The following is a 13309-nucleotide window of genomic DNA, read 5'->3' on the forward strand; positions in this document are numbered from 1 at the left end:
ACGAACTTTTATATTTCCCTAGGCTAGGCGCTATTGAATAATGAAGCCTAAATCATACTGAAGAGGAATGCTCACGACCACTTCGCTAAATGCTATCACTAGCCGTCCTAGCGGCTGGAACAATGATTGGAAGCCCACACGAGGAAATCCAGCAGTTGCTGTAAATCACGTAACGTGAGATTAACTGTGTAGAAGAGCCAGGGCTAGGCACTCTGGTTTGGTTATAGTCACGAATGCGCTGCCTATAATCATGGTTGATACTAGCAGAGCTAAAAAATAGAAAAGCAGGCGTTTTAATGCCTGCTTTTTCTTTTGTGCAAAAAATTTCCCTCTAGCAAGCCTAGATATCTTTAGGACTAACTAAGGGTATCAACATGAAGATCACAAAAGAGATAGCGTTTAACACACTTATTAAATTTTCAAAAAATAGCATGTCGTTAGGGTATATATTTCTCGCGTTTGCACTGTTTCCATTTTGGCATGAGATAGTCGCTGTATTGCTAGATTGGAAGCCTGTTGCTGAAGCAGATTTTGAGTTAAATGAGTATTTTTACTACAACTGGGTGTGTATTGCTGCGTCGTTATTTTTCGCACTGTCAGCAGTTATTGTTCTGCGGTTTATGACAGACGAATAAAGCGACTTTTTACTAACGGGCATTCTATGCCCGTTTTCTCGTTCCACGAAAGTTACCATTAGTCGTTCTTAGTTACTTATGCGGGTCATAAGCAACTTAGGAGGACAAATGACTAAGCAACAACAACAACTCGTAATCATTGCATTAGACATGATTACTAAATTCTTGATGAGCATCGGTGACGTAATTTTTGTCATTTGGATATTTCAAATTATAACTGGGTTTGAGCCACACAGCACCTATCCGTTCGTGGGGATTAAAGGGGCGTTATATATACTTCTAATATATCTATTCGCTCTCGCAATCTACCTACAAGAGAAACGGCTTCGTAAAAAACTTCATCAATAAATATTAAGAGCACCGCAAGGTGCTCTTTTTCTTCCGACAATAGTTCATCGATAAAATGTCTGTTCAATTGGGTCAATAAATTTTGTTCTATAGATGATTTTTTCTTGGAGTTTGTTGGCATCATCACTACTCAGCAAAGGCTGTTTTGTTTTACGATCATAACGATGAGGCATCTCCTCAAACAGCTGTTTGTGAAAGCGTTGTGTGTCGTTATTAATCTTTTGAGAGCAGGGAATAATGAAGACTTTATCGTAAAGTCTATTTTCACCTAGCATTGCATCACGCAATTTCAGTAACGTTTTTTCGTGTTGCTGCTTCCGCTTAAATGAGGCTTCTAGTTCAACAGCTGCCACCTCGCCATTGGCTAGCTGTACTAAAGCATCGACATTTTTTATATTTGATGAACCGTGAATCCGTTTAAATTCAGGTTCAGTTAAATAGCCATCCCAAAGAGGTTTTGGGGTGCCATCCTTTGTTTGATTTTGCAACCCCAGGCTTAGTACAAAACTCATAATTGAGTTGTGCATTATTGCATTTTGATTTACTTGGGTGATTGGCTCTTGTGCAGAACGGAAGGGGACGTCCATTCGCATCAGATCTGACGCAAACTTAGCTCCAGAATGGGTTAGTACATATATACGCCCATCGGCTGCCCTGTCTGTTTCTGCAATTGATAGAAGTCCCTCTTTCACTATTCTATTTAGAGACTCCAAAACCTTGTGCCGCTTAATTTGCCATATTGCTTCACATGTAATGGCAGATACAAAACTATGCCTAGCGGCGAGCAACAACGCTAAATACTTTTTTTGCCGTCCTCTAAGAACGGGATTCGTACTTTTGTGAAATCTCATATCAAGGTTGAAGTATTTTTGGTGTTCGGTGTCTAGGGAAGGTGTATTAGTGTTCGTCATTGCGTTCCTTGTGTATTAATTGAGAAACTACAAAGGAACAGCAAACGCAAAATTTAAGTGTTTAAGGATCTCTTTCGGGTTTTTAACTGGGAGTTTCTTAAACTCTCCAACACCTACTGCGGCTCCCTGGTTGTAACCTACCTGAAAAAAGAAAGCTCACAACGTTTGTAGTGAGCGAAACGCTTATAGTGCCCGCCGCTGCTAATGTTGACGTTCGTCAACGCAGCGACTCTACGCTGCATTCGCGGCTAGCACCAACGCTTAAGGCGCATGTTCTCGTGCTGCGCACTACCCCCCATTTTTCTCTCATATCTATGTATTTCATACACAGCTATTCGTTGCGCTAGCGTTGCTTGCGGCAAGGGGTTCGGCTCATAGCGCTTTCGCCCTATTCACCAAATTTTGCTAGGGCAAAATAAAATAGGGGGTAGTTCGCAACCGCGAACATGCGCCAGCTTCAAAAGAAAATGTGCTTCGCAATTGCCTTTCTGCGCGAGCTATTGAGTTGTTTCACAACTGCTTTTTTCACACAAACTTTTAGTTTGTTGTTATCACTTTGCTTTGCAACTAGTAATTCATGCTTTCCAAGCATAATCAGATTTTATTTAAAAAACTTTTTTGAGTGAGAATATTCATGTCGAGTCCGACTTCTTAAGTAGAAGTCGCAAACTTTAACTAGTAAAACTATGAATAGGAAAAAGGTATGAACTAAAAATGTAACAGGGTTTCAGCAACTGAGAGCTGACTAGTTTTGCGTGGCGGCTAACGCTCTATGAACGAAGACTCGACATCTTTAACTTACCAATAAAATGCAATACCACAGTTATGCTGATTGACGTTAAAAGGAAAGGGTTTGCATTAGAGGTATTTTTCATTAACGTAATTTTGTGCTGATTAATTAACAAGAGGACAGCACAATGTCATTACTAAGTTATCAATTATTCGGACACTGCTCAGAAAGCGGTGAAGAGGCTAATACTTCAGCTCTCGATGAGAGCGAGTATGATGCGCCTGGAGTTAACGAAGCAACGGGATTACCGCTTTTACCAAGTGGAGTAAAAGGCTGTCCTAGTGCTATCGACGTAGAAGGAAATCCACGCGGCACTGATATTTCAGACCACCTAGGTGTGGATATCACGCTCGATATTAGTTCTATGGATACTGATGTGATCGGTGGATGTGATATACATTCTGACACCGACTGGATAACAGACACAACGTCTATCGATTGTGGACTTGATGATTTTGGGATTAACGACCTGTCAGGGTTGGGCGGAGATTGGTAGATGACTGCATTTCAATTAGCCTTACTGGTGTTATTGCTGCTAGCGGCTTTGGCTATCTGCCTAATACCTTCTTTTGAGCGGTTAGTAGAGAATTATATGAAGGCTGACAAATGACGGCACAGAAAAACTCAATCATGGTTATAGAAATCTCCGTGGCCTAGTATCATAATATTATTTGATCGGAGTTATTAATTAAATTTTTGAAATTTTTTGCGAGGAATATTTGGATACTTCTAATATTGAAAGCTTTGTTTATTTTCATGGGACTACGAAAGAGAATTTAAGAAAATTTGAATTAGGGCATAAAAACTTCGGAGAGTACAAAAATCCAATAAATGGTATTTGGTTATCAGAAACCTTGAGTGGTGCTGAATCGGCTGCTAGAAGGGCGTGCACTACTAATAACAAAAATATAGGATATGTGTATAAAGTTCTAATAGCTTCAGATATAAAAAAGCAGACGCATTAGAGTCAAAATTACCAAAAGAAATATATGTCGAATACCGAAAAAAGCTATCATTTTTTGAAAGGTGTTTTTTTAAAAACGAATGGTGGTTCGCTAGGTTCGATAAAAAGGCAAATATGAAGCTGCGTCAAAAATATCAAGTTCCGTTCGATTTGAAAATGAATAATATTATAAAAATATGTCATGCAGCCTGTATTGAGGGTATTTATAATCCATTGGTGAGGATTAATGATGACGGAAAAACAATAAACGCTAACGAATGTATGTATGGAAAAACCCTTTTACTGCTCGATGTAGATAAAGCACTTTACATAGAACTTATTAAAATCGTATAGAAATGACTTAATTTATCAACTCGGCCGGATTTATTTCAATAAAGCAGCTTTGATTTTTTCTAAGTTTCTTTCGTAGAAATAGGTCATGCGTTTTTCAATCACGAAATACAAGTCTTCTTTATCTTTTGTTCTTTGGAATCTGATTAAGTAAATAGATATGAGCGGACTTGCTAGATGTAAAAGCCGCTCCACATCATCGTAGTTTGTATTGATGAAATACTTGCAAAAACTTTTGATTATAGTCTTTTTAACTCTATCCTGATATTCAATATTTACAGATTGCAATAAAAAAACGGTAAGGTCGATTAAAATGCTGCCCTTTCCGAATGACTCCCAATCTATTATTTTGGGTTTGCCATTATTTTTGGGTAAGGCAATATTGTCACAACGAAAATCACCGTGGATTATACCCATACTATTCATTTCAAGTTCATCATAAATTTTAGAGCTTTGTTCGAAAAAAATTTTAAATAATGCGACGATCTCTTTATTTTTTATGCTTGGGAAGGTGTACGAAGATATCCATGTTTCTATTTCGTTAATGATTAAGCTTCTTGGTTGATTCAAAGGCCAATTGGATATTTTTGATGATGAGAGTTTTATTTTTGAACCTTTGACTTTTTCTTGAATTTCCATGTAGGTAGAAATTGTTCTGTAAGATTCTCGATGATTAAATCCCCTTTTTTGTTCTATGAATACGTAATTTTCGCTCAAATTTTCAATTTCTAGAATGGATTTTTCTTCATCAGTAAAAATTAATTTTGGTACAAGTTTTGAAAAGTTGTGAGCTATCTCATTATAGAAAAATAGCTCGTTTTTAATCTGAGAACTCTCTGTGACCCCTGTTTTTCTAACGACGTTATTGATGCTGTCTATGTTCACCAAGTTTCTCATCTTAAACAGACCTTTTATAGATAACGCACAAGCCACGGCTGTAGTGTATTTTCTCAACCCAACGCTGAAGATACGGTAATCTATTTCTAACTTTGTTGGGTATTTTTGTGAAGTCTTGCATGTTGTGCTCAGTAAGCTTTTGGCCATCAGTATCTATAGACCGCATAACTTTTAGTAGAAATTTGTCGAATTCGTCTCGATTATTATCAAATTTTTTCTCATAGGTACAATGCGTATCTTCTATTATATAAATTCCACCAGGTGCAATTTTTTTAAACAAGATATTGAACGTTTTTATTGTTTTAGAGTTAATATGACTCCCGTCATCTATAACTACTTCCAAAGGAAACTTAAGTCGGCTAAAAACTTCATTTAAAAAATCTTTATCCTCCTGATCTCCTATATGGATAGTAGTATTTGGCAAGCTCAGTTTTGCGCACGATATGTCAATATCAATGCCATGAAGATCGCAGAATGGTAAATATTCACTCCACATAGAAATAGACGCACCTGGACTTCCAGCATACGTCGTTCCACCTACGCCAATTTCAATCATCGAAAATGTTCGGTCTCTTTTCTGATTCAGTAGATCTTCATAATAAGGAGTATAATTATGCCAATGTTTTCCTTTGTCAGTATTATATCTTTGAGCTAGTTTTTCTAATTTTGTTGGTGTAAGTGTCATGGTAAATTTTATCGTAGGATGTAGATACTGAATTCCAGCTAAACTTATTAAAAAAATCAGGTTTCAAAATAAGCTCTTCATTTTCAGTTTGTGATAGTGTTATTTTTAATGCGTTTGTCAGAGATGTTGTGCAGCCGCCTTTAAAAAATGTAATCCCCGATTTTATGTATTCATCAAAGAATTTGTGTTCTGGAATGTTTGAAACCACCAATTTTTTCCTATATCCGCAAGCTTCAAGTAGAGCAATTGGCATTCCCTCAATGTCAGATGGAATACATAAAGTGTCTATTTTTTCGAAGAAACTTCTCTTATTATCACCACTCACTTGACCGAGAAAGTGGATATTTTTTTGTTGTGATGCCGAGGCTATTATGTGTGCTTTGTAACTTTCTGTTGAAGGGCTGTCTCCAGCGATATAGAGCCTGCAATTACTAAACTCATTGGTTGAAAATGCCTCAATTAATAAATCAAGTCGTTTTTCTGGAACGAGCCTACCAATAAAACCAAAATGGTTGATGTTTTTAGTTTTTCCGGTTCGTGGTGTTTCATCCATTCCGTTTGGTATAAACCCAATATGGTTGTGTTTCTCTGCTAGTTCATCATGTAATGATTTAGATACCGAGATAACCGTGTTGCTGAAAAATAGCGATGTTTTGAGTGCTATTCTATGCACTAAACTCATACACTTATTCCATTTAGGTCGTTTCCAGTCTGCCCCATGCAACGTTAGTATGACTTTTTTATTAAACATCCAAGGAATGAAAGACCATAACGCAGGTAAGTTTCCATGATAATGAATAATATCCGCTTTTAACGTAGCTTTGATTGTCGCTAGCAACGAATAAGTAACTGTTTCTAAATTCTTAGTCCAGATAGCGTTAGTTGGAGATATCGTGAAGTCTATAGTCGGTTTTCTTTCAACAGAATACTTTGCTTTGGGATAAAGGTAAAAACTATATTTTGTGTGTAGTCGAAATATGACGGAACTCATCCAATGTTCGATTCCACCTACGGGATAGTCGGTTGAAAGGCCTCTAAAGCCTATCTGCGCTATTTTTATTTTTGTAGCCATGCAGAGTAACCATCTATAGTATTAATTGAAAACTTATAGTTATTTTCGATTTGATACTCTTCAACAGCTTTTTTTACGCCATCCCAATACCCGTAATCGTCTATCTGTATAAACCCACCAGTAGGGATTAGAGGGTAGAGATTATTTAGTACCGTTTTAGTTGATTCATACCAATCACAGTCTATGTGGAGTAAGTCTATTCTATCCAAGTTATTATCAGGTAATGTGTCTTCAAATAAACCCTGCTCAACTTTAATAAGATCAGTAACGTCTAACTGCTTCGCTATATTAAATAGGCTTGATGTCGGTGCGGAGCATGTTCCCGCGCCCCATCCAAGTTCACTGGCCAATGTACCGTTACATGTATCTTCTTTACCTTCTTTTGGCATACCTTTAAAGCTATCAAAAGCATACACTCGGCCAGTTTTTCCCGATCTTTTAATAAGGTAGGCTAGCATTGCAGTGCTTCCTCCAGCAGCAACTCCACACTCTACAAATGTTACATTATTGGCTGTTTCTAAGTATTTTATCGCAGCCTTCCAGAGTGAAAAGAGTCTGGAGTCTGGTAGCATCGTAAAGTTACTAATTGTGGACTTTATTTGTGCAAATTCATCGTCTTGAAAATCAATAATATCTTTGTCGTATATTTCAGACTTTCTCACTTCATCCAGCATTATCTTTGCTTCTTTGTTTTCTGGGAAGTGGCGAAGTTCTTCTAATAATGCTTGCTCTACAGCGCTTGTATAGTAGGGGTATTTCAGCTCCACAAAACATTTTGCTCTCTCTAGATCAATTCCAAAGATGGGCGATGAAGCCTCTGCTTTTTGCTTGGAAATCGCGCGTAATTTATTCAATGCTATCGATGCTGGCTTCAATATTTTTCTCCTCTTGTTTAAAAGTGATATCGGCCACCTTTATATATATTTGGATTTGTGAGATTACGAAAAACAAAAAGAGTGTTGTATAAACAGTCTTAACTTGGAAGGAATGTTCTCGAACATAACTAGACTTTACACTTTCTGCGAGAAAATCTGGTATGTCACATGATTTTGAGTAACTTATATATCTTTTCAGCTTTGACTTGTTTGAAGGCGCTGTTCTACAGAGTTCCCCTACAATTTTTCTGCAACAGACTACAATTTTTTTCGCATCATCTCTTCTGTCTAAGTGTTCTCGCATATATTTATAGAGAATATAAAACATGCATATATATATGGCTGTAATGACAGGACTTATAAGATAATAACTCGAAGGTAATTCAAAAAAACGTGCGGAGATAGACAATGTAAAAGCTAGGACAATACATGACCAAATAGATCTTTCTTTTGTTTGATAGTAAGAGAAAAACTCGGCGCTTATTTTGTTATAATGTTCAATAGTATTTTTGCGAAGTTCTTCATTCTTAGAGTCTTGGATTTTCTGCATACTATTAATCTCCTTTTACAACCAGATATGCACAATTCTTACAAAACATCTCTAAAAGACTTTAGACTATCAAACAGAACATCTACAGTCTCTATATCTTCGTACTGAAAAGGTCATTATAGATATCATATAATCGTGATTCTGTTGACCAACCAGAAAAGTTTGGCGAAAAGTTTGATTTTGTATCGACGCGACTTGACTAGAGTATCTTAGCGAGCTTTGTAAATTGGATTTCTGCTATTCTTTGACATAACGGTCGAGACATTCAATTAATAAGTATTTTTGCACTACTCGACTCAAATTAGGTGTGACGATTTTTTGCTTTGTCACAGTGTTTTGTCACAGGGAAGCGGTGTTACAGGCCGCTAAAATCAATAGGCAGCATCATTGCTACAAGGCTTGTAGGGATTGAAAATCCGCGTGTCCCTGGTTCGATCCCGGGTCGAGGCACCATTCTTAGAAGCCCTTGCAGAAATGCGAGGGCTTTTTTGATTCCGGCGGTTGAAGAACCAGGCACACGCTAACGTGCCCCTGCGGCTGCGCCGCGCGTTACGACCAAAATGTATATTGCGAATACTCGTATGGCAGCTTTAGCGTTTCACATCGTATAATGCGAGCATTGAACGCAAAAAGTTAAAGAACAGAGCATGAACCGTCGTAAGAAAATCTTCACTAAGCTTAAGAAAAAAGATAAGAAAGCTAAGGCTAAACTTCATAAAAGCAATAAGCCAGCGTACATCTCTAAAGCGGAACGGGCAAAGCTTGCAGAACAAGAGCACGATGAATTGTCTGTGACCGAAAAAAGTACTAAACCAGTCGACAGATAATATTGCGGTCAAATATGGTGATGAAGTCACTCAGCTAAAACAATGGGAGCGTTTTTTCTGTCCAGCTGGGGTAAATAATTTCGAATACGTATGTCATGGCGACACGCCTTTATCCATTTTGAAGTGCTACCCGGGTAACACGAAGTAGCGCACTATCGAGTCTTGCGCTATTTGGAATTGCAAAAACAGAGAGAAAGAAAATAGCCAGCTTGTAGTTAAGCTGGCTATGTTTTGTAGGCTATTTAGTCATGCGTTACATCAAGCGCATAGAAGGTCGCTTGAACATAATCATCACCATCACCCGTATTGTTTTGATTGTAAACACCTGCTTTAAAGTACATGTAGTCATCTGCAACATCGTAGCCGCTATTACTCATATCCACTTCTTCAGTTAGCGTAGGTTTACCCTCGCGTAAAATTTTAACAGTAAGGGTGTTGCCCGTTACGTCAATTTCGTAGCTGAACACTTCATTTAGTGCAATGCCGTCGCTAGGTTCGCTTGCTGAACTAGAGCGCGAACCAATCATTTCATACCATTGCTCGGCATTGCCATTACCAGGCTCATGGGCAAAGTAAATCGAGCCTTTGTCATGCCCAGGTAGTTTTCTGTAGTAAAGGCGCACAGGCTCATCTGAATCTGCATGTATCTGCCCTATGATTACACGACCTACTTGCCCGCTATCACCCGTAGTGGTGACGTGATTAACAGCAACAGTAGCTTTCATATTACCATCAACGCCACCTGCCGCATTTTGTGCAGAAGAGGGGGCAGAACTAAATACCCAATTGTTTTTATTAACGCCTTGCGTATCTATAGATGTGTCACCAGCCCGTAGCATTTCCCGAAGCTCAGAACGAGTATAGCTAGTGTTAGTTGATGTTTTATAACCATCTATTTCGCTTCTAAACGTCATTCCACCGTCGTTAGCCGTATAAAAGAAGCGACTATCTTCAAAGCCTGCGTTAAGTTCGTCTTCTTTAATTGAATCTGCCTTTCCATTGCCATCATCGTCGGTTTGAATGCTTAGATACCAACGAGACAAATCGAAATTAGTTGACGGTGGCGCACTTGGATCTAATGACGGATTCGAAGTTGGCGGCGTAGCAGAGCCGCCTTCATAGACTTCAACTTCTGTGATATTCGTCCAAGCTGTATTTGCAGTGTTAGAAAATGTTTTAATGCGAATTTGTTGAGCGGCAATATCATCAATATCAAATACTTCGATATTTGACGTAGAGCCGCTACTCACATCATCAAATACTTTAGTCCACGAGCCGCTAGTTCCCGGTCGTGCGTATATTTCAAACGTGTATGCCCGGGTATCGCCTCGACCCCAAGCTATGCCAACTTCTGATACCGTAGTGGTTTCGTTAAGCTGAACCGTTAAGTTTACTGGCGAGCCGCTACCTGCCCAACGTGATGAAAAGTCGGTATTACCGTCAATAACATTGGTCGCAGGATAACTACCATGGCCGCTACCATCGTCAAACGCGGTATTAATTGAAACAGAGCTTCCAGCATTGCCCGTAGATGGTGAATCTGCGTCCGTTCGAGTTAGTTCCCATTGTTGGTTTACATTACTATTGCTAGAAGACCATAGATACAACGGCTGCTGTCGTGCTGCGCCGTTTCCGCCGTCTATCGAATAGCCAGAGGCGTTCCGCTTCTGGAAGCGATAAATTTCTGTACCGCTGATCACCTTTATTTTTTCCCAATGCTGGTCGTAATTCGATGCATCACAAGGTTCTAAAGTTATAGCTTGGCCATTAGAGCCGCCGCTACCACCGTCCCAACAAAGGTTTGTATCTTGTTTTTTATATGAGTAATAGCCATCTCCATGACTAATCTGCACCCACTGCTGGTTAACATTGTTGAGATTCGTGTTCCATAAATAGGGTTGTTGTCCAACAACCGCTCCACCGTTTCCATCTATAGAAAACGCAGTGTTATTTTTTTCCATTACAAAGGTTGCAGCGTGTGCATTAGTAGCGGCAATAGCTAGAAATGCACACGGTAGGGTAAAGGCAACTTTCATTATTAAATCCTTACTTAATTATCAAAAGGTATAACCAATTTAATACCAATTTGTATAAAATTGGTTAACATAATGTAAGTGCATATTTGAGATAGATCAAAACAACAATGATATTTATTTTTATTATCACGTATAAATAAATGAAAATGTTGATTATTTTTATCTTGTCATATTTCTATTAAAACATATTGGTATTACCAATTTGAGTCTAGTTCTATCGATTAATAGTAAGGCTTATGAGCAAAACACCACACGCAATCGTTGAAACACCGTTCCACCCAAATTGGGAATAAAGCTTCACACCGGCAAATGATCCTACAGCGCCGCCAATGTAATAGCCCAGCATATATATACTGTTCACACGGCTTTGTGCTTGTGCATCTATGGAAAAAACTCTGACTTGATTGGCAACTTGGGCGCTAAACACACCAAAATCGATAAGTACGATACTGGCGACCAGCCCCCAAAGCATGTTCTGGGTAAAAACTGAAAGGGCAAACCCTGAGATGATAATTAGAATTGCGTAGGAAACGCTTTGTGCTGCACCCAATTTATTTACCCATCTACCCGCTAATTTGGCACCTGCGACACCGGCTAAAGCGACTATGCCGAACATACCTGCTTGTTGGGCATTAAAATAGAAGGGACCTTCGCTTACGTGTAGTGCTAACGTAGCCCATAATGCGTTAAAAGCAGCAAACCAAATCATGCCAGTATAGGTAGCCTTTCGAAGTGTCTTATATTTCTTAAAAAGTTGTAGCAAGCTTTTTAGTAGCGACGTATACGACATAGAAAGGTTAGGCTTTTGACTGGGCAAAATGAGATACAGCATTAGGCCCACTAATCCAGCCAGAAGCGCAGACATTACGAAAACCGCGCGCCACCCGAAGTGAGTCGCTATAGTGCCGCTAATGGTACGAGAGAGCAAAATGCCTACGGTAAGCCCCGTCATAACGGTAGCAATGGCAGGCCCTTTTTTATCACCACTCATCATCGACGCCACTAAGGGAATAATCTGCTGAGTAATATTGGCACTTAAGCCAATTAACACGCACGCTACACCAAGCATCATGATATGACTTGAAACAGATGCGGCGCTCGCTCCAATAATAAGCAATACCGAGAGCACCCCAATGATTTTTCGCCTTGCTAAGACATCGCCTAAAGGTGATATGAAAATGATCGCTATGGCATATCCTATTTGCGCAAGAGCGGGAATGGTGCCAAGTGCGCTTTCTTTAACTCCTAGGCTTTCGCCTATTAGAGGCAGTATAGGCTGTGTGTAGTAAAGGTTTGCTGCAGTAGCGGCAACAGCGCATGCTAAAAGAAAAAGCTGTTTTTTTGTGAGTTCTGAAAAAGAGGGCTGCAAGACAATCTCCCGTATCCTATTGATAGAAAAATTGTACGTGCCTTCAATTTATACTAGAAATGATATTATTGTGGATGACTTATCTTATAAATGCATAGATATGGTTATAGCCTAAATATATCTTCGTTCTCTTTGTACCAAGTTAACCAAGCGTTGGTAGTAGCCGATGCTTGGGTAGACCAATGCATACAGAGTTCTACATTCATGCCCGGATTTAAAGGAATAAATTTGCAGCCATTTGTTTGTAAGTTTTGTATACAGCTAGGAGCGAGTGCAACACAATTGCTACTGGCCACTTCTGTTAACAAAGCCTGCATGGAATGAGGTTCACTTACTACATTTACCCTTAAATTTCTTTCGTGAAACAAAGCCATAATGTTATCGAACTGATTGGTAGCGTGGGCTCGGGAAAACAATATTAGCGGATACTTTCCAGCCATATCTGGTGAAATTTCACTTAATGTGTGTAGTTCGTGTTTATCTGAAACTACAACTCGTATTGGATCGTAAGCCACCCGCTTTTCTTCGAGTAGTGGTTTGTAAGCATCAGGAATGGGACGGGAAAAGCCAATATCAATGGCGTTTTCGCTAAGGGCCTGAAGTTGTTCGGCAACAGTCATTTCAATAATTTTTACTTTTACATTTTCGTGTTGCTTTGAAAACTGCCGCAACATGTCTGGCAAAAAGTGAGCGCATGCAGAACTAAGGTAACCAATTCTCAATAGACCTTTGTGGCCGCTTTGTATTAATTTCGCATCTTCTTTTGCGTCACGACAGTGTTTAACAATAGCTTGCGCATGTAGCAGGAAATTTTCCCCCACTTCAGTTAACTCCACGGTGCGTGTATTGCGTAACAGCAAAGTAACCTCTAAATCTTCTTCCAGCGCGTTAATATGGCGGCTTATTGCACTTTGCACTGTGTGTAGCCGAGCAGCCGCGGTTGAAAAACTCTTGCACTGTGCGACTTCAATAAAGGTTTTCAGGTGCTTGAAGTTCATGATTTATGCCATTTAGAGATTA

General features: G+C 39.2%; 13 protein-coding genes. 4 read left to right on the top strand and 9 right to left on the bottom strand.

Annotation, left to right across the window (positions count from 1 at the left end; translation table 11 throughout):
- The first annotated feature begins 374 nt into the window (after nt 1-374).
- Nucleotides 375-635: a hypothetical protein gene (locus IW644_RS18085; protein WP_269918772.1), complete on the top strand. Its 261-nt coding sequence runs from the start codon at nt 375-377 to the stop codon at nt 633-635.
- Between the two features lie 392 nt (nt 636-1027).
- On the opposite strand, the gene IW644_RS18090 is transcribed toward IW644_RS18085, so the two are convergent.
- Nucleotides 1028-1894, bottom strand: a complete 867-nt coding sequence (locus IW644_RS18090) for a hypothetical protein (RefSeq protein WP_269918773.1) — start codon at nt 1892-1894, stop codon at nt 1028-1030.
- A gap of 917 nt (nt 1895-2811) precedes the next feature.
- Between IW644_RS18090 and IW644_RS18095 the strand changes: the two genes are divergently transcribed.
- Both IW644_RS18095 and IW644_RS18100 read left to right on the top strand, forming a co-directional pair.
- The gene (locus IW644_RS18095; protein ID WP_269918774.1) at nt 2812-3180 is read left to right on the top strand and encodes a hypothetical protein; all 369 of its coding nucleotides are present in this window, start codon (nt 2812-2814) and stop codon (nt 3178-3180) included.
- Between the two features lie 223 nt (nt 3181-3403).
- Nucleotides 3404-3649 carry a hypothetical protein gene (locus IW644_RS18100; RefSeq protein ID WP_269918775.1) on the top strand — a complete coding sequence of 82 codons (246 nt, stop codon included), beginning with the start codon at nt 3404-3406 and terminating at the stop codon, nt 3647-3649.
- 362 nt (nt 3650-4011) lie between these two features.
- Here the strand turns inward: IW644_RS18100 and IW644_RS18105 are convergent, their stop codons facing one another.
- From IW644_RS18105 to IW644_RS18125, 5 genes are read right to left on the bottom strand one after another with little or no spacing between them, the layout of a single operon-like run.
- Nucleotides 4012-4863 carry a phosphotransferase gene (locus IW644_RS18105; protein ID WP_269918776.1) on the bottom strand — a complete coding sequence of 284 codons (852 nt, stop codon included), beginning with the start codon at nt 4861-4863 and terminating at the stop codon, nt 4012-4014.
- A 13-nt stretch (nt 4864-4876) separates the two neighbouring features.
- Nucleotides 4877-5560: a hypothetical protein gene (locus IW644_RS18110; RefSeq protein WP_269918777.1), complete on the bottom strand. Its 684-nt coding sequence runs from the start codon at nt 5558-5560 to the stop codon at nt 4877-4879.
- The gene (locus IW644_RS18115) at nt 5514-6632 is read right to left on the bottom strand and encodes a glycosyltransferase family 4 protein (RefSeq protein WP_269918778.1); all 1119 of its coding nucleotides are present in this window, start codon (nt 6630-6632) and stop codon (nt 5514-5516) included. Before IW644_RS18115 ends, IW644_RS18110 begins: the two co-directional genes overlap by 47 nt.
- Nucleotides 6617-7507, bottom strand: coding sequence for a TylF/MycF/NovP-related O-methyltransferase (locus IW644_RS18120; RefSeq protein ID WP_269918779.1), 891 nt, complete (start codon nt 7505-7507; stop codon nt 6617-6619). Before IW644_RS18120 ends, IW644_RS18115 begins: the two co-directional genes overlap by 16 nt.
- A complete protein-coding gene (locus IW644_RS18125) occupies nt 7479-8057 on the bottom strand; it encodes a hypothetical protein (RefSeq protein WP_269918780.1) in 579 nt (192 codons plus the stop codon). The genes IW644_RS18120 and IW644_RS18125 overlap by 29 nt, the downstream gene beginning before the upstream one ends.
- A gap of 647 nt (nt 8058-8704) precedes the next feature.
- Between IW644_RS18125 and IW644_RS18130 the strand changes: the two genes are divergently transcribed.
- Nucleotides 8705-8884, top strand: a complete 180-nt coding sequence (locus IW644_RS18130) for a DUF2986 domain-containing protein (RefSeq protein ID WP_071968065.1) — start codon at nt 8705-8707, stop codon at nt 8882-8884.
- Between the two features lie 242 nt (nt 8885-9126).
- On the opposite strand, the gene IW644_RS18135 is transcribed toward IW644_RS18130, so the two are convergent.
- The 3 genes from IW644_RS18135 to IW644_RS18145 all read right to left on the bottom strand — a co-directional run bounded on the left by IW644_RS18135 (nt 9127) and on the right by IW644_RS18145 (nt 13287).
- Entirely contained in the window at nt 9127-10920 is a 1794-nt protein-coding gene (locus tag IW644_RS18135; RefSeq protein ID WP_269918781.1) for a polysaccharide lyase family 7 protein, read from the bottom strand.
- 214 nt (nt 10921-11134) lie between these two features.
- Entirely contained in the window at nt 11135-12289 is a 1155-nt protein-coding gene (locus IW644_RS18140) for an MFS transporter (protein ID WP_269918782.1), read from the bottom strand.
- A 104-nt stretch (nt 12290-12393) separates the two neighbouring features.
- A complete protein-coding gene (locus tag IW644_RS18145) occupies nt 12394-13287 on the bottom strand; it encodes a LysR family transcriptional regulator (protein WP_269918783.1) in 894 nt (297 codons plus the stop codon).
- Between the last annotated feature and the right edge of the window lie 22 nt (nt 13288-13309).

It is taken from the genome of Alteromonas sp. PRIM-21, from assembly GCF_027563165.1.
In the GTDB taxonomy this organism is placed as follows: Bacteria; Pseudomonadota; Gammaproteobacteria; order Enterobacterales; family Alteromonadaceae; genus Alteromonas; species Alteromonas macleodii_A.

Bases quoted from the DNA above. Each gene is read 5' to 3' on its own strand.
- IW644_RS18115 (WP_269918778.1), bottom strand. From the start codon at position 6,632: ATGGCTACAAAAATAAAAATAGCGCAGATAGGCTTTAGAGGCCTTTCA.
- IW644_RS18130 (WP_071968065.1), top strand. From the start codon at position 8,705: ATGAACCGTCGTAAGAAAATCTTCACTAAGCTTAAGAAAAAAGATAAG.
- IW644_RS18090 (WP_269918773.1), bottom strand. From the start codon at position 1,894: ATGACGAACACTAATACACCTTCCCTAGACACCGAACACCAAAAATAC.
- IW644_RS18145 (WP_269918783.1), bottom strand. From the start codon at position 13,287: ATGAACTTCAAGCACCTGAAAACCTTTATTGAAGTCGCACAGTGCAAG.
- IW644_RS18110 (WP_269918777.1), bottom strand. From the start codon at position 5,560: ATGACACTTACACCAACAAAATTAGAAAAACTAGCTCAAAGATATAAT.
- IW644_RS18085 (WP_269918772.1), top strand. From the start codon at position 375: ATGAAGATCACAAAAGAGATAGCGTTTAACACACTTATTAAATTTTCA.
- IW644_RS18135 (WP_269918781.1), bottom strand. From the start codon at position 10,920: ATGAAAGTTGCCTTTACCCTACCGTGTGCATTTCTAGCTATTGCCGCT.
- IW644_RS18095 (WP_269918774.1), top strand. From the start codon at position 2,812: ATGTCATTACTAAGTTATCAATTATTCGGACACTGCTCAGAAAGCGGT.
- IW644_RS18125 (WP_269918780.1), bottom strand. From the start codon at position 8,057: ATGCAGAAAATCCAAGACTCTAAGAATGAAGAACTTCGCAAAAATACT.